Annotated in this window: 17 protein-coding genes; 10 read left to right on the top strand and 7 right to left on the bottom strand. The window is 38.2% G+C overall.

All coding sequences use genetic code 11. The features are described from left to right. Positions 1-303: 303 nt before the first annotated feature. Positions 304-954: a pyridoxamine 5'-phosphate oxidase gene (pdxH, locus tag DRW42_RS22120; protein ID WP_113951052.1), complete on the bottom strand. Its 651-nt coding sequence runs from the start codon at positions 952-954 to the stop codon at positions 304-306. A 46-nt stretch (positions 955-1,000) separates the two neighbouring features. Here pdxH and DRW42_RS22115 point away from each other — a divergent pair, with 46 nt between their 5' ends. The 3 genes from DRW42_RS22115 (at position 1,001) to DRW42_RS22105 (ending at position 2,548) form a co-directional block, all read left to right on the top strand. Further along, positions 1,001-1,564 (top strand): YqgE/AlgH family protein, encoded by a 564-nt coding sequence (locus tag DRW42_RS22115; protein WP_113951130.1) that lies wholly within the window; start codon positions 1,001-1,003, stop codon positions 1,562-1,564. Between the two features lie 117 nt (positions 1,565-1,681). Continuing rightward, positions 1,682-2,338, top strand: a complete 657-nt coding sequence (locus DRW42_RS22110) for a DUF2975 domain-containing protein (RefSeq protein WP_113951051.1) — start codon at positions 1,682-1,684, stop codon at positions 2,336-2,338. A 9-nt stretch (positions 2,339-2,347) separates the two neighbouring features. Then, positions 2,348-2,548, top strand: coding sequence for a helix-turn-helix domain-containing protein (locus DRW42_RS22105; protein ID WP_113951050.1), 201 nt, complete (start codon positions 2,348-2,350; stop codon positions 2,546-2,548). Positions 2,549-2,702: 154 nt separating this feature from the next. Here DRW42_RS22105 and purE read toward each other — a convergent pair whose 3' ends face one another. After that, the gene (gene purE, locus DRW42_RS22100) at positions 2,703-3,209 is read right to left on the bottom strand and encodes a 5-(carboxyamino)imidazole ribonucleotide mutase (RefSeq protein WP_113951049.1); all 507 of its coding nucleotides are present in this window, start codon (positions 3,207-3,209) and stop codon (positions 2,703-2,705) included. Between the two features lie 53 nt (positions 3,210-3,262). Next, entirely contained in the window at positions 3,263-4,402 is a 1,140-nt protein-coding gene (locus DRW42_RS22095) for a 5-(carboxyamino)imidazole ribonucleotide synthase (protein WP_113951048.1), read from the bottom strand. Positions 4,403-4,456: 54 nt separating this feature from the next. Here DRW42_RS22095 and DRW42_RS22090 point away from each other — a divergent pair, with 54 nt between their 5' ends. The 3 genes from DRW42_RS22090 (at position 4,457) to DRW42_RS22080 (ending at position 6,484) form a co-directional block, all read left to right on the top strand. Beyond that, positions 4,457-5,647 carry a BaiN/RdsA family NAD(P)/FAD-dependent oxidoreductase gene (locus tag DRW42_RS22090; RefSeq protein WP_113951047.1) on the top strand — a complete coding sequence of 397 codons (1,191 nt, stop codon included), beginning with the start codon at positions 4,457-4,459 and terminating at the stop codon, positions 5,645-5,647. A gap of 284 nt (positions 5,648-5,931) precedes the next feature. Then, complete coding sequence (locus DRW42_RS22085) at positions 5,932-6,174, top strand: DUF433 domain-containing protein (protein WP_113951046.1); 243 nt, start codon at positions 5,932-5,934, stop codon at positions 6,172-6,174. Next, the gene (locus DRW42_RS22080; RefSeq protein ID WP_113951045.1) at positions 6,158-6,484 is read left to right on the top strand and encodes a DUF5615 family PIN-like protein; all 327 of its coding nucleotides are present in this window, start codon (positions 6,158-6,160) and stop codon (positions 6,482-6,484) included. The genes DRW42_RS22085 and DRW42_RS22080 overlap by 17 nt, the downstream gene beginning before the upstream one ends. On the opposite strand, the gene DRW42_RS22075 is transcribed toward DRW42_RS22080, so the two are convergent. Continuing rightward, the gene (locus tag DRW42_RS22075; RefSeq protein WP_113951044.1) at positions 6,475-7,188 is read right to left on the bottom strand and encodes a hypothetical protein; all 714 of its coding nucleotides are present in this window, start codon (positions 7,186-7,188) and stop codon (positions 6,475-6,477) included. The two genes, DRW42_RS22080 and DRW42_RS22075, sit on opposite strands and share 10 nt — an antisense overlap. Before the next feature lie 195 nt (positions 7,189-7,383). Between DRW42_RS22075 and DRW42_RS22070 the strand changes: the two genes are divergently transcribed. After that, positions 7,384-9,600, top strand: coding sequence for a B12-binding domain-containing radical SAM protein (locus tag DRW42_RS22070; RefSeq protein WP_113951043.1), 2,217 nt, complete (start codon positions 7,384-7,386; stop codon positions 9,598-9,600). Positions 9,601-10,247: 647 nt separating this feature from the next. On the opposite strand, the gene DRW42_RS22060 is transcribed toward DRW42_RS22070, so the two are convergent. From DRW42_RS22060 to DRW42_RS22050, 3 genes are read right to left on the bottom strand one after another with little or no spacing between them, the layout of a single operon-like run. Continuing rightward, positions 10,248-10,637 carry a type II toxin-antitoxin system VapC family toxin gene (locus DRW42_RS22060; RefSeq protein ID WP_113951041.1) on the bottom strand — a complete coding sequence of 130 codons (390 nt, stop codon included), beginning with the start codon at positions 10,635-10,637 and terminating at the stop codon, positions 10,248-10,250. Beyond that, entirely contained in the window at positions 10,624-10,845 is a 222-nt protein-coding gene (locus DRW42_RS22055) for a hypothetical protein (RefSeq protein ID WP_113951040.1), read from the bottom strand. Before DRW42_RS22055 ends, DRW42_RS22060 begins: the two co-directional genes overlap by 14 nt. 39 nt (positions 10,846-10,884) lie before the next feature. Further along, a complete protein-coding gene (locus DRW42_RS22050; protein WP_167437825.1) occupies positions 10,885-14,112 on the bottom strand; it encodes an amidohydrolase family protein in 3,228 nt (1,075 codons plus the stop codon). A 445-nt stretch (positions 14,113-14,557) separates the two neighbouring features. On the opposite strand from DRW42_RS22050, the gene DRW42_RS22045 reads away from it, so the two are divergent. The 3 genes from DRW42_RS22045 (at position 14,558) to DRW42_RS22035 (ending at position 18,654) form a co-directional block, all read left to right on the top strand. Next, positions 14,558-16,450, top strand: coding sequence for a RecQ family ATP-dependent DNA helicase (locus DRW42_RS22045; protein WP_113951039.1), 1,893 nt, complete (start codon positions 14,558-14,560; stop codon positions 16,448-16,450). A gap of 136 nt (positions 16,451-16,586) precedes the next feature. Beyond that, entirely contained in the window at positions 16,587-17,894 is a 1,308-nt protein-coding gene (locus tag DRW42_RS22040) for an MFS transporter (protein WP_113951038.1), read from the top strand. A gap of 22 nt (positions 17,895-17,916) precedes the next feature. Next, positions 17,917-18,654 (top strand): (Fe-S)-binding protein, encoded by a 738-nt coding sequence (locus DRW42_RS22035; RefSeq protein ID WP_113951037.1) that lies wholly within the window; start codon positions 17,917-17,919, stop codon positions 18,652-18,654. The last annotated feature ends 173 nt before the right edge of the window (positions 18,655-18,827 follow it).

Raw genomic sequence — 18,827 nt, 5'->3', positions numbered from 1 at the left:
AATATATAGTTAAAATTTGTTAAATAAAATGTTAAAAAATGTAGTGTTTTTTTTAGTCGATACAAAGCATTTATTCATCGATACCTGCTTCATTTTAATGTCTTTTTTAAGGACATTTGATCTATCAGGAAAAACAAAAGAGCAAATGATTTGCTTATAAAACATAGAAAATTATCGTCGGCATCTAACAAAAAATGAAGACGTTTTAATAAAGGTACTTCCTAGTAAATTTAGGTTAGTTAATGATTAGTTAAAATAGAGATCTTGCTGGATAGCCGATCTCTATTTATTTTTATAAGCCATTTATGGCGCTAATCTGGTTTTGATCCAGCTACCTTTTACCAATTCAAAATTGATCCGATCGTGCAGCCTGCTTCTTCTGCCTTGCCAAAACTCTATCCTTGTCGGTTTTACGATGTAACCGCCCCAATGTGCAGGTTTAACTACACTTTTATCACCACTTTTAGCTTTTAAATCTTCCACTTTTTCTTCCAAAAAAGTTCTGTTCGGGATGATCTGGCTTTGTGGCGAAACTACTGCTCCAATCTGACTGGCGATTGGCCGTGTGTTGAAATAAGCCTCAGATGTTTCTTTATCCAGTTTTTCTACAGTGCCTTCAATTCTAACCTGTCTTTCAAGCTCTGGCCAGAAAAATACCAATGCAGCGTAGGGATTGCGTTTTAGTTCTTTTCCCTTGGCGCTCAGGTAATTGGTGAAAAACCTGAAACCATCTGTATCCACACCTTTTAACAATACAATGCGGGCATCTGGTCGGCCTGCTTTATCGGCCGTTGCCAAAGTCATTACATTGGGTTCGTATATCTGTGCATCAACTGCGTGCTCAAACCACTTTTTAAACTGGACAATCGGGTCTTGATCAACGTCAGATTCATCCAGCGAAGCGCTTTTGTAATCTTGGCGCAGGTTTTGTAGAAATTCATTTGTAACTTGCATTTAACAAAAATAGGCATCTTTTATGGTGTAACAAATGATTATCATCATGCTGAACAATATAAAACCCAAAACCGGCCGTTTGCTCATTTCAGAACCATTTATGGCTGATCCAAATTTTAAAAGATCTGTTGTGCTCTTAACCGAACACGGCAATGATGGTAGCGTAGGTTATATTCTCAACCAGGTAGGAAACCTGATCCTGAATGATGTAATCCAGGATTTATGGGATGCACAGAACTATATTTATTTCGGCGGACCTGTTGCTGCAGATACTTTACATTTTATACACCGCTGTTATGATAAACTGCAAAGCGGAGAAGATATCGGGAACGGATTGTACTGGGGAGGGAATTTTGAAACCCTTAAAATTCTTTTAAATACAAATGCCATTAATGCAGATGAAGTGAAATTTTTTATGGGTTATTCGGGTTGGGACAAAGGTCAGTTAGACCGCGAAATTGAACAAAATGCCTGGATGGTGAGCGATAAATTTGATCCTGAGCTTATTTTCAGCAATGATGATGAAAAACTATGGCGGGATGTAATCGTAAACTTAGGCCCCAAATATGCCCATATCAGTAATTTTCCGGTGGATCCGAGTTTGAATTAATCAGGTTCATTACGCAGTTACTAGTCACTCAGTAAGTATTTAAAATAAAACGATAAAATATTATTGTTTTATTTTAAATATTATTTTATGTTTGTTTCATATTTCAATTTGTAATTTATGAAACTCTCAGAAAGTAAGGTTATTAAGTGGCTAAATAGATTTGCTGGTTTTGCACTAGTTCTATACATAGTTATCCTAATGGTTTCTATATTTAATTCAGGTGTACCAAGTGCCGCTAAGGGAATAAAATGGTATACTGTATTCAACGTCAAAGCGGAAGAAAAGGTAAAGAATAATGCAGTTTCTATTAACGAGGGGTTAGATAACTGGTTTAACAAGGGATTTTTGGTGAGCGAAACGAAAATGTCATCAGTATCTCTTCGCTTCAAATCTTATTCTGACTTATTTTCTTTTTCAGCCATTACTTTTCAGCTAGCTTATCTTTTCTATTTTCTTTGCATAGGTCTTTTGATCCTGCTCGTTAAACTTTTTTTTAAATCACTTACCAAAGATGAAATTTTTACGAGAAAGAATGTTTCAATTATAATATACAGCAGTGTGATACTAATGTTATTGCCGAGTATACGATGGATTACACAGGAATTTTTAATTAATTGCATCACCAAGCTAAAACTTAACGATTCGGGTTATGTTATTAGCAATGGGGCAAGCTTTTTTGGTACTGAAACGCTCATTGGCCTGGTATTATTGGCATTTGGCCTTGCATTTAAGGTTGGCGTAGATATTAAACAGGAAAACGAAGCATTTGTATAAATCTAAACCATGCCTATAATTATTAATTTAGATGTGATGTTAGCCAAACGGAAAATGTCTTTAACAGAACTTTCTGAAAAGGTTGGCTTAACCATTGTAAACCTTTCCATATTAAAAACAGGAAAGGCTAAAGGAGTAAGGTTTGATACTTTAGAAGCCATCTGCAAAGTTTTGAATTGCAAACCAGGCGATATTATTGATATGGAGTAAAAGTAGCCGCTACCATGGACAGCCTTAAATAAAAAAGCTCGTCATTGCGAGGAGGAACGACGAAGCAATCTTACAACGATCGCTATAACCCATAGTTGTAAGATTGCTTCGTCGGCTGAAAAAGCCTTCTCGCAATGACGATTAGTTTAAGGATTTAAGCCTCTAAACTATCCGCACTTTCCTCAACTTTCCTTCTCAACTCATCTTTGTAAGCCTGCATTTTTACTGTTAAGGAAGCATCGGCTGTTGCTAAAATCTGAGCGGCCAATAAGCCAGCATTTTTAGCGGCATTTAAAGCTACTGTGGCAACAGGAATACCATTTGGCATTTGCAAAATCGATAAAATACTGTCCCAGCCATCAATAGAGTTTGATGATTTTACCGGAACACCGATTACAGGTAAAGTGGTGATAGAAGCCACCATACCTGGTAAATGTGCAGCACCACCGGCACCAGCAATAATTACTTTTAAACCTCGGCCTTGTGCTTCCTTCGCATAATTAAACATGCGTTCTGGCGTTCTGTGTGCCGAAACCACCGTAATTTCGTAATCTATTCCAAATTCTTTTAATACATCAGCTGCATCCTGCATAACAGGGAGGTCTGATTTACTTCCCATGATAATTCCAACCAATGCCGAACCTGAATTTTCCTGACTCATATCTATATTTTATTTCTCTTTTAACTATCTAATGTCCTTTAATGGTAAAGGGACTATGCAATTACTTTTAATGTTTTTTGTACGTAACGGGCTTTTTCGATGGCTTTTTCCCTGTCGATGTCTACAATGGTAACATGGCCCATTTTACGGAAAGGTTTGGTATATTTTTTACCATATAGGTGAACGTAAACGCCATCAATAGATAATATTTTCTCCAGGTTTTCATATCTGGCCACACCTTCATAACCTTTTTCGCCAAGCAGATTAATCATAATGGCATTGGTAATGCTGCTGGTATCGCCTAGGGGCAGGTTATAAATTGATCGTAAATGCTGCTCAAACTGCGAAACATAGTTGCCTTCGATAGTCTGGTGGCCGCTGTTGTGCGGGCGTGGAGCTACTTCGTTAACCAACAGTTCGCCATCTTTACAAACAAACATTTCAACCGCTAAAATCCCTGTAATATTCATTGCCGAAGCGATGTTTTTAGCAATGTTTTCTGCCTTGTGCTGTAAACTTTCTGCAAATGTTGAAGGTGAAATCAGAAACTCAACCAGATTGGCTTCCGGATTAAATTCCATTTCTACCATCGGGAAGGTTTTCATATCACCATTGGCATTACGGGCCACAATTACAGCTACTTCTTTTTCAAAATCTACCAGTTTTTCTATAATGCAGGGCGCATCAAATGCATTATCCAGATCAGCAGCACTATTAATTTTCATTACACCCTTGCCATCATAACCGTCTTTTCTCAATTTTAAAATGTATGGAAAATGGAAAGGACTATTCTCCATATCTTCCTTAGTATTTACAATCTGGAAAGGAGAGGTAGGGATATCGTTTTCTTTAAAAAACTGTTTCTGTACACCTTTATCCTGGATTAAACGGATCACCCTCGATTGTGGAAATACCTTTTTGCCTTCTTTTTCCAGTTGCTCAAGCGCATCGATATTTACTTTTTCAATTTCGATGGTAATGATATCTGCTTTCTTCCCGAAGTTATAAACGGTATCAAAATCGGTGATTGAGCCATTTTCGAAATAATTTGAGATATGTTTGCAGGGGGCATCCGGATCGGGATCTAAAACCAGTGTGGTTACATTGTAGTTAATTGCCTGTTGAATGAGCATTCTGCCCAATTGTCCGCCGCCTAAAATACCTAATTTTAATTCGCTAATCTGTTTTGCCATGCGCTTGAAAATAATGCTATTTTTGCACAAAAGTAACCATAATAAATTTTATTGATGAATGCTGATGCAATAATTATTGGTGCAGGTGCTTGCGGATTGATGTGTGCGGTGCAGGCAGGCTATCTGGGTAAGAAAGTAATTGTGCTCGAAAAAAATGAAAAACCCGGTGCCAAAATCCTGATTTCGGGTGGTGGCCGATGCAATTATACCAACCAATTCGCATCAGCTGAACAGTTTATATCAGCGAATCCGCATTTTATTAAATCAGCTTTTACGCAGTGGACGGTTGATGATACCATAAGCTTTTTTGAAACTTATGGTATTGAAGGCAAAGAAAAAACTTTGGGACAATTATTTCCTGATGATAAAAATGCCAAAGATGTGGTGCAGGTTTTTACGTCTATTTGTGAAGATTTTGGTCAGGAGATCAGGTGTAATGCTGATGTAAAAACAATTGATATAATACCCGAGGGCTTTAAAGTAAGTTACGAAAAAAATGGCAAAACGGTTATTTTAACAGCCGAAAAGCTGGTGATTGCAACAGGCGGTTTACCGATCCCAAAAATGGGGGCTACCGATTTTGCCTTACGGTTTGCCAGAAAGCACGATCTAAAAATTGTAGAAACCGGCCCGGCTTTGGTGCCTCTAACCATTACCGGAAAAGATGAGGAGTGGTTTGCTCAGCTTTCGGGGAATTCTGTTTTTTGTGAGGTAAGTAATGAAGAAATATCGTTTGAAGAAAATATACTTTTTACGCATTGGGGACTAAGTGGTCCGGCTATTTTGCAGATTTCTTCTTTTTGGAGAAGGGGCAAAAGCATTAATCTGAATTTATTGCCTCATCAAAATATTTTTCAATTATTGGATGAGGAGCGTAAAAGCAATGGGAAAACTTTATTATCAACCTTGTTGAACCGTTTTTACACCAAAAAGTTTACCGATGCTTTAGGTAAGTTTTTACCTTTAAATAAACCGGTTGCAGCATTAACAAAAACTGAAATTGATTTAATAGAACAAACCATCCATCATTTTAAAGTTAAACCTGCAGGAGATAAAGGCTACGATAAAGCCGAGGTTATGCGTGGCGGAATCGATACCAATGAGATTTCTTCTAAAACACTGGAGTGCAAAAAAATCCCGAACCTGTTTTTTGGCGGCGAATGCCTGGATGTTACAGGCTGGCTGGGCGGTTATAATTTTCAATGGGCCTGGGCCAGTGGTTTTGTAATAGCGCAGCATATTTAGACTCTGCTAAACCTATCAGGTTTTCGAAACCTGATAGGTTTGTTAAGGTGGTCTAGAATATCTTTTTGAAAATGAACGGCTGTAGTACTTAGGATACCGCAGTCCTGCTATCCCTCCAAGTCCTCACTCATGCTTCGTTCCGGGCTTTCCGTTCTATCAGGTTTATTTAACCTAAAATAGTGGTTCTTTTGGGGCAGGTTAAAATAAACCTCGCAGGTTTTAAAACCTGCGAGGTTTGTACAATATCTAAAATTTACGATTAAATTTAGTAAATTTGGTATGCTATGGAATCGTTAAAAGATATTATCTCAACAAATGCAGACATTTTAGGTGGTTTAGCTGTTTTTGCAGGTACTCGAGTTCCTATCGAAACCTTATTTTTTCATGTAGAAAAAGGAATTACCATTGATGAGTTTCTGGAAGATTTTCCAAGTGTGTCAAAAGAACAGGTAATCAGCATATTAGAAGTTGCTAATAAATTGATAACTTCTAATCATATAGATAAGATATATGAAATTGCTTCTTGATGAAAATCTACCTAAAAGATTAAAACAGCATTTTGAGGAGCATGAAATTTACACTGTCCGCGATATGGGTTGGAATGGAGTTAAGAATGGCGAATTATTGCAGTTAATGATTGCTGCTGAATTTCAGGTATTAATTACTTTTGATAAGAATCTTCAATTTCAACAAAATTTTGCAAAATATACGCTGCCAATAATAGTTTTAAATGCGTTTGATAATACTTATTTAACTTTAAGAGAATTTATACCTCAAATTTTATTGTTATTAAAAGCTAATCTTAAAGCTGGTGCAAACATAATCACCTACAAATAAACATTCGGCATAATTTCCCAGGCCCAGGGCTTCTTAAATGTTTTAAAGGTTCTAAGCTGCGAGAAAAACAAAACCTCGCTGGTGCGCTGGTTGGCAATATCCCTGTTATGCAGGTTGCCATACGTGGTAAAAAGCTCACGCCGTTTAAAATCGTAAACCCTTTCTGTCATATCGCCATTGTTCTGGTTGTAGTAAAGATTAACCGCACTGGTTAAAAACCAATCTTTATTTTCAAATTTAAAAGTATAACCCAGTTCCCAGCGCCACTCTGCGCCGCCCTGAAAGCGTAGGTATAATTGTTGATCTTTAATCGCTATTTGTTGTAAAGGATCACCCAGTTTACCTCCTTCTTCTGAACGTAAGATAAAATCGTTGTTCTGGATTGATAAAGTGTATGTGCCTGATTTATCCTTGAAAAATAACGCTAAAATCCGCGGTTTTTGCGTTTCCTTGATAATTTCGCTGCTGTTGTCGCCATAAGTGCGCGTTTCATCAATTTGTTTAGAGTATTCAAAAACTACAGCTAAATCGGCTAAGTCATCATTGTTTAAATCGCCCTGAGCCTGATCAATTATAGTCCAATTAGCTGGTGTAAACTGCTCAATCGAAGCTCCTTGTGATTTGATTTTCGGAAATGTAAATGTTTTTTGCGCAAAGCCAATCTGTACAGAAAGCATCAGGAAATAAAAGCAAAGGATCTTCATTCAGGTAGAAATGGTGTTGATGTAAGGTTAAAACGTTTGGTTTGGGTTTTTAGTTTGTATACTGCTTAATAGCCACGGATGCACAGAAAACACGGAAGATTATATTTGGGTTGCAAATGACCAATGCAATAGTGTTAAAATCACACCCTCAAACTTCCAAAATTCCCGTACTTTTGCAGAAAAAAATAATTTCTTTTGAAAACCGAAATCTTTGCCATTACGCCGCCATTTACTCAACTGAATACCCCATATCCAGCAACGGCGTATATAAAAGGTTTTCTGAATACCAAAAATATCAGCTCTACACAGGCCGACCTGGGTATTGAGGTTATTTTAGAACTTTTTTCTAAAAAAGGATTACAGGATTTATTCAGTCACACTGATCTGAATCGAAGTGTCGACATTCAAAAACCTAAAAGCGATAATGCTAAACGTATTTTTGCTTTACAGGATGAATATTTAAAAACCATCGATGCCGTAATCGCCTTTTTGCAAGGGAAAAATCCAACTTTAGCTTTGCAGATTTGTAGCGACGATTTTTTGCCCCAGGCTTCTCGTTTTTCGCAATTAGAAGAGTTAGACTGGGCTTTTGGGGCCATGGGTACACAAGATAAGGCAAAACATCTGGCAACACTTTATCTTGAAGACATATCCGATTACATTGTAGAATGTATCGATGAGAATTTCGGTTTTAGCCGATATGCAGAGCGTTTGGGCAGAAGTGCAAACTCTTTTGACGAATTGTATGATAATTTATTAAAAGAGCCTACCTATATCGATCATATCTTATTTTCAGTACTAAAAGAGAAAATTGAAACCGTACAACCTAAATTGTTTTTAATTTCGGTTCCTTTTCCGGGCAATTTATATAGTGCTTTCCGTTGCGCGCAGTGGGTAAAAGCCAATCATCCTGAAATTAAGATTTCTATGGGGGGTGGCTTTCCGAACACCGAATTAAGATCTTTATCAGATGAGCGTGTTTTCGAGTTTTTCGATTATATCACTTTAGATGATGGTGAATTGCCGATCGAACTGTTATATCATAACATAACACATCCCGTTCCGGTTGAAGCCCATTTTTATAAAAGAACTTTTTTGCTCGAAAATAGTAAGGTAGTTTACCGCAATGATGCTTTCAGGAACAATTATAAACAGGCTGATGTGGGTACGCCGGATTATACCGGACTGCTTTTAGATAAATACATCTCCGTGATCGAAATTGTAAACCCCATGCACCGCATGTGGAGCGATGGACGCTGGAACAAACTTACCATGGCACATGGATGTTATTGGGGCAAATGTACTTTTTGCGACATTTCGCTGGATTACATTAAGGTTTACGAACCCGTAGCTGCCAGATTAATTGTAGACCGTATTGAAGATTTATATGCCAAAACCGGGCAGAATGGTTTTCATTTTGTTGATGAAGCTGCTCCACCAGCCTTAATGCGGGAAGTGGCTCTGGAAATTATCAGAAGGAAACTGGCAGTAACCTGGTGGACAAACATCCGTTTTGAAAAGAGTTTTAGTCAGGATTTATGTTTATTGCTTAAAGCATCAGGCTGTATTGCGGTTTCAGGCGGATTGGAAGTGGCATCAGACCGATTGTTAAAACTGATCGATAAAGGTGTTACTGTAGAACAGGTGGCCAGGGTTACCCGTAATTTTACCGAAGCGGGGATTATGGTGCACGCTTATTTAATGTACGGTTACCCTACGCAAACCATACAGGAAACGGTTGATAGTTTAGAAATGGTGCGCCAGTTGTTTGAAGTTGGCATACTGCAATCGGGTTTCTGGCACCAGTTTGCCATGACGGCGCATAGTCCCGTAGGGATGTACCCCGAAAAATTCGGAGTGGTTAAAGATACAGAAGCTATCGGAACGTTCGCCAACAACGATATCAACTATACCGACAAAACAGGGATTGATCATAATAAATTTAGCTATGGCTTAAAGAAATCGCTATTTAATTTTATGCATGGTATCTGTTTTGATTATGAACTGCAGGATTGGTTCGATTTTAAAATTCCGAGAACCAAAATACCAGCCGACTTTATTGAAAAGGCTTTAAATGATGGCGATCATTTTAATACCAAAGCAACCGCAAAAGTAGTTTGGATAGGGGGGAAAGCCTCAGCCGAATATTTCACCAAATCAAAAAAAGGAAATACCTGGGAGATGGCTTCGCTAACTTTCCACGATAAAAAGGAAACTTTTACCATTCAAACCAATAAAAAAGAAGGTGAATGGTTAGCGGCCATTTTAAATCAAATTTCGATCTCGAATGAGAAAGTATTTACTTTCCAGGAAGTTAAAGCCGATTTTGAACAGGAACTGGAAAACTTCGAACTGTTCTGGTATTCGAAACCCATTAATACATTAAGAGAATACGGTTTGCTGGTTTTGTAGACAGAAACCGTCACCAAAACTTCACAGAGCGGCGTCATTTCGACCATAGCGGAGAAATCTAGCTTGATAGATCTCTCCATTTCGCATTGCTCGGGTAAAGAACATAAATTTCATCTCGCATCTCGTCACCCTGAACTTGATTCAGGGTCTGTTTAGTATGGAAAGATGATGATCCGCGCCGGACATTAGCACTACATCTTCATTTTAAAATGTGTAAGGAAATAGATAATGCAGATTATTATAATTGAATTGAAAACAAGCAATAACCAGCCAATAACAGACTTACGATCTTTCATCACCGCAATAAAAGAAGTGATGTATGCCATTGCAATCAGTGCAAGAAAAAGATTTACCGTTTGAATGCCCAGAATGTAATATCCGCTGTACGAAAAGACGAGTATGCTTAATATTAAGAAAATAACTGAGGCGATAGTATAAAGTTTAGTTGGTTTCATATGATGTGATCTAAATTACCTATTTGATGCTATAGGTTTTGTGCTTTCGAAGTATTAAGCAATTAACAAAGAAATACTAATGCAATACAATATCTCATGGCTTTAATAATCCGTATTTTATATTTCGAGCAAATAAGGAATATTTGATTTAAGCGATATGTGTCTTATATGCTCAAAAAGTCTTTCCTAAGTTTACCAGTTCAATATCGTTAATCCGGTGATTTCCTGAAAGTGCTTGTCTCTGGTGCTTAATTTAAGCTTGTGCTGTATTGCCGATGATGCGATCCAAATATCGTTTTCAGGTATAGGAGTGCCTTTTCTTCTTAAATCAGCTTTTATTTTACCGTAGATAAGTGCTGTTTCATCATCAATGGTTAAAATGTTATAGGCTGAAATAAGTTGTTTAATATTGGCAATGTTTTGTTTAATTTTAGTGGAATATTCTGCTCCGTAACATAGTTCCCCAATAATAATTGAAGACAGGTATACATCTGATTTATCAATATGATTGGCGATGGTAACATCACCTTTAAACAAAGCAGAAATGATATTGGTATCTAATAAAACCTTATTTCCAGCCATCTAAGTCGATATTTTCACAATCTTCTTCAATTGCTTTGTCAATCAGCTCCATATCTGACTTTGAAATAAGGCCTATAAAATCATGGGCTGATTTTTTTTTATCAGTTGATACTGTTTTTTTTAAAACCTTTACAATATTCAAGTCTTCCAAATCCTTAAGAACTTGGTATGCTTTATTATTGTTGATCTGTAGTAGTACGGTTTCCATAAATCAAATTTACTTAAAATTAGATTATTATGCTAAAAATTAATCGCAATGCGGAACAGTAAATGTCCAGGTTTCTGATTCGCCTGTAGGAATGATATAACCATTTCCCCTGATATTTTCGAACCATAGTTTACCACGCAGTTTTTCTCTTGTACCCACTTCGTTTAAAGTTGCACTATCGTAAAGGCGGCCATTGATCATCACATATTTGATTTTTTCAGAGTTCCTGATATCATCCAAGGGATTGGCATCCATGATTATCATATCAGCCAGTTTACCTACTTCTAACGAACCTATTTCCTTATTCATGCCCAAATAGCTTGCGCCGTTCAATGTAGCTGCCCTAATGGCCTGTAACGGACTAAAACCGCCCTGTACCAACATCCACAGTTCCCAGTGTGCACCTAATCCCTGAATTTGCCCATGTGCGCCAAGATTCACTTTTGTGCCCCCATCTGCAATTTGTTTGGTCGCTTTTGCAATGTCGATGTGGTTGTAATCACTATATTCAGAAGTGGTTCTGCGTCTGGCCCTTGCATCTATTATAGAGCGTGGAGTGTAAGTCATTAATTTTTCATTCTCCCAAACATTGGTTCTGTCGTACCAATAATTTTCGCCCCACTGGCCGCCATAAGCCACAATCAAAGTAGGGGTATAGCCCACTTCGGTATTGTTCCATAGGGTGGTAACATCTTTATAAACCGGTAAAACAGGTATACTGTGCTCAATTCCGGTATGGCCATCGGCAACCATATTCATATTGGTGAAAAATGTTGAGCCACCTTCAGGCACCACTTCCATTTTTAACTGCCTTGCGGCTTCCAAAATCTGCTGACGCTGTTCTCTTCGTGGTTGGTTGTACGATTTTACCGAAAATGCCCCAACGGCTTTTAACCTGCGTAAATTAGCCAAAGCATCATCTAAACTGTTAATTACCACTTTAAAGTCACCATCTGCACCATATAAAATAGAGCCTGTAGAATAAACCCTCGGACCGATCATCCGGCCGGCTTTAAGCATTTCGCTCTGACTAAAAACCATTTCTGTATTGCTCGATGGATCGTGCGAGGTGGTTACCCCAAAAGCTAAATTAGCCATGTAACTCCAGTCACTTTGTGGCGTTATCCCATCCGGACTGGTACGCAAATGTGCATGTACATCAACAATACCCGGCATAATGGTTTTACCGTTTACATCAATTACTTTGGCATTGGCTGGGATGGTTACCGCATCCGATTTCCCAATTGCTGTAATTTTATTGCCATCAGTAACAATGGTTCCATTTTCTATTACTTCATCGCCTTTCATCGAAATAATACGGGCGCCTTTTAAGGCCACAATTCCGGTAGGTACATCAGATTTTAAAACAAGATTGATTTCAATTGATGATGCTTCGGTTTTTGGCGTGTTTCCATCAAAATTAAAAGCACTGTTTACATCAATGGTGAAATATTTTGGTCCCAATGTCCAGTGCAGGTTTTTACTGTCGGCACTCCATTGGATATAGGTTCCACCATCTGTAGTCACTTTAGTAACCGGAATGGCTTTATTCCCAGCAGAAGCATCCTGAGCGGTACCAACATTGATCATCGGCGTAATGTATACATTAAAAAGCTCGTTAAATGCCACCCACTTATTATCCGGACTGATGACAAACTGATTGGCATATTGGGAAGTAAAATGCGTTCTTTCATTTGCACCGTTTAAATCGATACTTTTTAAAGCTTTTTTACCATCGGCATAACTCTGGAAATAAATGCGTGTATCGGTGTTGTTAAATTGTGGACGGATTCCATTATCAGAAATCAGCGTTTTGGCACCTCCGTTTGCGGGCATGATAAAAATACCTGTGCCACGGCCATAGTTATAACCCAGAACATCATTTCCACTGCCTTTTCTAAAAACAATTTTATCTCCCTTGGTCGAATATTGAGGAGAATAGTAAAAGCCTTTTTCATCACTTAAAGTGATCGTTTTTCCAGATTTCAGATCGGTTCTTTTTATAGCTCCGCGTAATTCATCACTCCAGGTGGTATAAACCACATATTTTCCATCCGGACTAAAAGCAGGTTCAAATTCGAAATCCAAACCATTGGTTAATCTTTCTGCTATTCCGGCAGGTAATTCCTGTTTATATAGAAATCCTGCTGCGTTAAAAACAATGGTTTTTCCATCAGGGGAAGTACTTAATTGTCTTAACATTTTGGCTGAAAATTCATTGCTGAAAACCTGTTGCTCAAAATGTAAAGCCTGTTGTACGGTTTGAATGGTATTGGCCTGAAAGGGAATAGTAGTATTGATTAATGTACCGATTTCAGTTTTTCTGATTTTCCCTCTGGCATAAAAAACAATGCTTTTGCTGTCGGGTGTCCATGCGAAATTAGGATAAACGCCAAAAATGGCCCAGGTTTCCTGCTGATCATGTGATAAATCTTCGTTTACCGGCCATTCTTCACCGGTTTTAAGATTCTGCACATATAAAGTGGATTTTAACCTTACGCGTTTTACAAAAGCAATCATATTTCCGTCGGGAGAAACCTGCGGACGGCAGGCGCCTCCCTGTTCGTTAATTAAAGTACTTAGTTTTCCTGTAGTTAAATCCAGCTGACGGATGGCATAAATAGTTCCATTGGGATCTTTACTGTATTCAAAATTTGGCCCAGGACTTACATCTTCGCTAAAATAAACATACCTGCCATCTGGCGATACGTTCGGCTCACCCGCATCCTGCTGATCGTTTTTGCGTTTAGTTAACTGCACACCATCACCGCCATTTATACTGTACATCCACATCTCGCCGGCACCTAACGACCGGCTGGCTGTAAAATGTTTTCGGGCCACTACATATTCGCTGTTGGGCATCCAGGTAGCATTGTTCAATAACCTGAAACTCTCTTTGGTAATTTGTTTTTTGCCCGAACCATCACGATTCATGATCCAGATATTATCGCCACCACTTTTATCGCTGGTATAAGAAATATACTTTCCGTTGGGGCTAAACCTTGGCTGTACATCCCAGGCCACACCTCCACTGATCAATTTCGCCATACCACCAGTAATCGGCATTGTGTAAATATCGCCCAGTAAATCAAAAACAATTTCCTGTCCGTCGGCGCTTACATCAAGGTTCATCCAGGTGCCTTCGTCTGTATTTAAAGTGAAGTTTTTAGTGGTACCCAAATATTTTTCGATATCCCATTTCTTTTCCTGGGCATAAGAACTGAAAAATAATAAGGAAAGAGCGGATAGGAAATAGAGGTGTTTCATTATATGCGGGATGGTTATTTAAATAATTTGTGTATTTTTTTCTGAAGTAGTTTTTTATTGAAATGTAATTGTCTCAGCACTGCTGAGAGTTTTGTTAGGCTTTTAAAAAAGTATTAAAAAGGTTCAATTTTCAATTTCCCTCAGTACTGCTGAGCGTCTTGATAATTCAATTAATATTTCAATCTGATAAATGAAGTTTAGTCAGATCGTCATGCTGATCCGATAGCTATCGGATTTATTTCAGCATCTCTCTTGCTTTACAGACCCTGAAATGAATTCAGGGTGACGGCGTTAAGAAGAAAATTTTATCTGTAAACTGTGTTTCTAACATCTAACCTGTCTTATTTGGCAAAGTTAATAATCTTTTCTGAAGATGATTTTTCAATTTCTAACAATAATAAGTGGCGATTTTGGATTAAATGTATAGTTTTGATACCGCCGATTTATGACAGCAATAGAGATTTTACAAAAATATTGGGGACACCAAGCTTTCAGGCCGCTACAACAGGATATTATTGCTTCGGTTTTAGAAGGAAATGACAGTTTAGCGCTATTGCCTACAGGTGGAGGAAAATCGATCTGTTTTCAGGTGCCGGCAATGGTTAAAGAGGGTATTTGTATTGTAGTTTCGCCATTAATTGCCCTGATGAAAGATCAGGTAGAAAACCTGAAATCAAAGGGGATTGAGGCGATTGCCATTTATGCGGGGATGGGGAAACGTGAAATTGATATCCTGCTTGATAACTGTATTTACGGCAAAATTAAATTTCTTTATTTGTCTCCCGAGCGTTTATTGGCCGATTTAGTCCGTGTGCGTATTTCGTACATGAATGTAAACCTGATTGCGGTTGATGAAGCACATTGTATTTCGCAATGGGGTTATGATTTCCGTCCGCCTTACCAGCAGATTGCCAAACTCCGCGAAATTCTTCCAAATGTTCCGGTATTGGCACTTACCGCTACCGCTACCGAATTTGTAAGGAAAGATATTATCGAGAAACTGGAAATGAAAGATCCTCAGGTTTTTGTTAAAAGTTTCGCCCGCGATAATTTGAGTTATGTAGTATTCGGTAATGAAGATAAATATAAAAAGCTGATCGATATCTGTCAGAACGTTAAGGGCACGGGACTGGTTTATGTACGCAACCGCAGAGAAACAGCTGAAATAGCTAATTTCATCAACAGAAACCAGATAAAAGCCGATTTTTACCATGCCGGACTGGAGCGTGATGTGCGTTTTTTAAAACAGGAAGAATGGAAAAACAATAAAACCCGGATTATGGTGGCTACCAATGCCTTCGGAATGGGGATTGATAAAGCCGATGTAAGGTTCGTGGTACATTTAGATCTGCCCGAAAGCCTGGAAGCCTATTACCAGGAAGCCGGCAGGGCAGGGCGTGATGAAAAAAGAAGTTACGCGGTGCTGTTGGCCAATCAATCTGATGTACTGGGTTTAGAATCGCGTTACCTCGATAGTTTTCCTTCTCCAGAGGAGATTAGAAAAGTATACCATTACCTTGGTAATTATTTTCAACTGGCATTTGGTGCCGGCGAAGGTTTAACCTTTAATTTCGATATCGCGGACTTCTGTAAACGGTTTAATATAAGTGTGCTTAAAACCCTTTCTGCACTAAAGTTTTTAGAGCATGATGGCTACCTTACCTTATCCGAAAGTGTTTTTCTGCCCTCAAGGATGATGTTTATTGCTGCCCACGAAGATATTTATCGTTTCCAGATCGAAAACAAAGCTTATGATGGCATTATTAAAACCATCCAGCGTTCGCATGGCGGTGCCTTTGATGGTTTTGTGAAGATCAATGAAGCCGATTTAGCCAAAAAAACGGGACTTTCCTACAAGGATATCGTCGCATTGCTTAAGAAATTGGAAAGCATCGAGTTACTTACCTATATTCCGCAAACCGATCAACCGCAATTGCAGTATGTGAGACCACGGGTGGATATGGATCATTTCGATCTTGATGTTAAATATCTTGGTTTAAGAAAAGAGATATTACATAAGCAGATTAATGCAGTGGTAGCTTATACCTCATCAAATGTTTGCAGGAGCATTCAATTACTCAACTATTTTGACGAGCATCATGCTGTAAAATGTGGCGTTTGTGATGTTTGTTTGGCCGAAAAAAGGGCTGAAAGCCAAAGTCAGATGGGCGAAGAAATCGCCTTTGAAATTATTTCGCTGCTTCAGCAACAACCTTTAAGCCTTGATGATCTGGTTACAAACATAAAAAATGGTACTGAAACTGAAAGAATTGATGCAATAAGAGAATTATTAGATGCGGGTAAGATCAAAAGTGATGGGAAGAAGTATTATATTTAGTTGTGAGATTTGAGATTTGAGATTTGAGAAAAATGACGAAACAAGTTAGCAATAAAATATTAGTTTTGTATTGAACTATTTAGCCGCCTATAATTAACCAGTTAACCGATTAACCAGTTAACCTCCTTAAAACTAAATGATAGAAAAAAACAATAAGAAAACCATCCGTTCGTGGGCATTCTTCGATTGGGCAAACTCAGCCTATAACTTAGTCATTACTTCTACTATTTTTCCTGCCTATTATACCATTATTACCACTACTAAAGAACACGGTGATAAAGTTCAATTTTTCGGCAGGACATACATCAACACTTCACTTTCCAATTACGCCTTATCATTCGCTTATCTGATCATGGCTTTTGCATTGCCAATGCTTTCGTCTATTGCTGACAGAAGGGGAAATAAGAAATCGTTTATGAAATTCTTTACCTACATGGGTGGTTTAGCCTGTATCGGGTTGTATTTCTTTAAACTGGACACGCTCGAAATGAGTATTATTTTGTTTGCCCTGGCCGCCATGGGCTATATTGGCGGTGTATTGTTCAGTAATTCTTACCTGCCGGAAATTGCGACAGAAGAGCACCAGGACCGGGTAAGTGCACAGGGATTTTCTTATGGATACATTGGTTCTGTTTTGCTTCAACTGATCTGCTTTTTATTTGTATTAAAACCGGAATGGTTTGGCATTACCGATGCATCTTTCCCGCCACGACTGTCCTTTTTACTGGTTGGTGTATGGTGGATCGGTTTCTCGCAGATTCCATTTAAGGCACTTCCAAACGGAACACCGCAAAATGATAAAGTAAAAACTAATATTTTTAAAGATGGCTTTAGTGAACTTTCTAAAGTATGGGGGCAGTTAAAACAGATCAATAAACTGAAAGGATTTTTATTCTCTTTCTTTTTCTACTCGATGGGAGTACAAACGATTATGCTGGCAGCAGCAGGTTTTGCCGAAAAAACTTTAAAATTAGGCACAGCGAAACTCATTGCCGTGATATTGATCATCCAGCTGGTGGCCATCCCCGGTGCGATGCTGATGTCGTTTCTTGCGAAAAAAATCGGTAATGTAAACGTATTGATTATGGTTGTTTTAGTGTGGATAGGCTGTTGTGTTTATGGCTATTATATCACCAATGAATATCAGTTTTATTCATTAGCTGCAATAGTAGGTTTAATTATGGGCGGGATCCAGTCTTTATCACGTTCTACTTATTCTAAATACCTGCCTGTTGATACAAAAGATACCACTTCATTTTTCAGTTTTTATGATGTAACCGAAAAACTGGCTATTGTAATCGGCTTATTCAGTTTTGCATATATTGAAGATTTAACCGGAAATATTCGCTTCTCGATTATTGCTTTGGCATCATTTTTTATTGTTGGATTAGTCTTTTTAGTGTTATTAAGAAAAATCGAGCGTAAAGAATCGCTAAAGTTGTAAGTTTGCAGTCGTTTAGAATATGATGAAAGTAGAATTATTTGTTCCCTGTTTTGTAGATCAGTTATACCCCGAAACCGCTTTTAACACGCTGAGGTTATTGGAAAAATCGGGATGTGAGGTAAGCTATAATTCAAAACAAACCTGTTGCGGACAACCGGCTTATAATGCAGGTTATTGGGATGAAGCGAAAGAAGTGGGTACAAAATTTCTGAACGATTTTACCGAAAATACTTATGTGGTGGCCCCATCAGCATCTTGCGTGGGTATGGTGAAAGGTGGTTTTAATGATCTGTTTACCAATACCATTGTGCACAACAAGTGCCGTAGTTTACAATCAAACATCTGGGAACTTTCTGATTTCCTGGTGAACGTAGCCAGAAAAGATTATTTCGGGGCTGAACTGGAAGGAAAAGCAGTATACCACGATTCGTGCAGTGCTTTGCGCGAATGCAAAATTAAAGATGAACCCCGTCAACTGCTTTCTAAAGTACATGGTTTAGAAATGATCGAAATGGAGGATACCGATATGTGCTGTGGTTTTGGCGGTACATTTGCGGTTAAATTCGATGCCATTTCATCAGCCATGGCCGAGCAAAAAGTAAATCATGCTTTAGCGCAACAGGCAGATTATATTATCTCAACAGATCTTTCCTGCCTTTTACACCTCCAGGGCTATATTGATAAAAATAATCTCGCGATCAAAACCATGCATATTGCCGATGTGCTTTGTAATGGCTGGTTAGAGAGTACGGAATATTAATTGACTAAACCTATCAAGTTTTTGTACTAGGAAAAGAAGTCAAGTTTTTAAAACTTGACTTCTTTGGTTATAAACTTACCCATAGTCTGTATCTCCACAGACCATCATTGTTTTAATCACAAGTTTCGGTCGGTGAGGACACCAATGCTATTAACTTAGTGTTATAAATATTT

Origin of the sequence: Pedobacter miscanthi, assembly GCF_003315595.1 — a bacterium.
In the GTDB taxonomy this organism is placed as follows: Bacteria; Bacteroidota; Bacteroidia; order Sphingobacteriales; family Sphingobacteriaceae; genus Pedobacter; species Pedobacter miscanthi.
Note: the sequence above shows the minus strand (reverse complement) of the source record. Positions and strands in the feature narration are given on the sequence as shown.

Excerpts from the sequence above, each read along its gene's own strand:
- DRW42_RS22115 (WP_113951130.1), top strand. The coding sequence starts at position 1,001 with ATGCTGAACAATATAAAACCCAAAACCGGCCGTTTGCTCATTTCAGAA.
- DRW42_RS22035 (WP_113951037.1), top strand. The coding sequence starts at position 17,917 with ATGAAAGTAGAATTATTTGTTCCCTGTTTTGTAGATCAGTTATACCCC.
- DRW42_RS22060 (WP_113951041.1), bottom strand. The coding sequence starts at position 10,637 with ATGGCTGGAAATAAGGTTTTATTAGATACCAATATCATTTCTGCTTTG.
- DRW42_RS22040 (WP_113951038.1), top strand. The coding sequence starts at position 16,587 with ATGATAGAAAAAAACAATAAGAAAACCATCCGTTCGTGGGCATTCTTC.
- pdxH (WP_113951052.1), bottom strand. The coding sequence starts at position 954 with ATGCAAGTTACAAATGAATTTCTACAAAACCTGCGCCAAGATTACAAA.
- purE (WP_113951049.1), bottom strand. The coding sequence starts at position 3,209 with ATGAGTCAGGAAAATTCAGGTTCGGCATTGGTTGGAATTATCATGGGA.
- DRW42_RS22090 (WP_113951047.1), top strand. The coding sequence starts at position 4,457 with ATGAATGCTGATGCAATAATTATTGGTGCAGGTGCTTGCGGATTGATG.
- DRW42_RS22105 (WP_113951050.1), top strand. The coding sequence starts at position 2,348 with ATGCCTATAATTATTAATTTAGATGTGATGTTAGCCAAACGGAAAATG.
- DRW42_RS22095 (WP_113951048.1), bottom strand. The coding sequence starts at position 4,402 with ATGGCAAAACAGATTAGCGAATTAAAATTAGGTATTTTAGGCGGCGGA.
- DRW42_RS22075 (WP_113951044.1), bottom strand. The coding sequence starts at position 7,188 with ATGAAGATCCTTTGCTTTTATTTCCTGATGCTTTCTGTACAGATTGGC.
- DRW42_RS22055 (WP_113951040.1), bottom strand. The coding sequence starts at position 10,845 with ATGGAAACCGTACTACTACAGATCAACAATAATAAAGCATACCAAGTT.
- DRW42_RS22080 (WP_113951045.1), top strand. The coding sequence starts at position 6,158 with ATGAAATTGCTTCTTGATGAAAATCTACCTAAAAGATTAAAACAGCAT.
- DRW42_RS22050 (WP_167437825.1), bottom strand. The coding sequence starts at position 14,112 with ATGAAACACCTCTATTTCCTATCCGCTCTTTCCTTATTATTTTTCAGT.
- DRW42_RS22045 (WP_113951039.1), top strand. The coding sequence starts at position 14,558 with ATGACAGCAATAGAGATTTTACAAAAATATTGGGGACACCAAGCTTTC.
- DRW42_RS22085 (WP_113951046.1), top strand. The coding sequence starts at position 5,932 with ATGGAATCGTTAAAAGATATTATCTCAACAAATGCAGACATTTTAGGT.
- DRW42_RS22110 (WP_113951051.1), top strand. The coding sequence starts at position 1,682 with ATGAAACTCTCAGAAAGTAAGGTTATTAAGTGGCTAAATAGATTTGCT.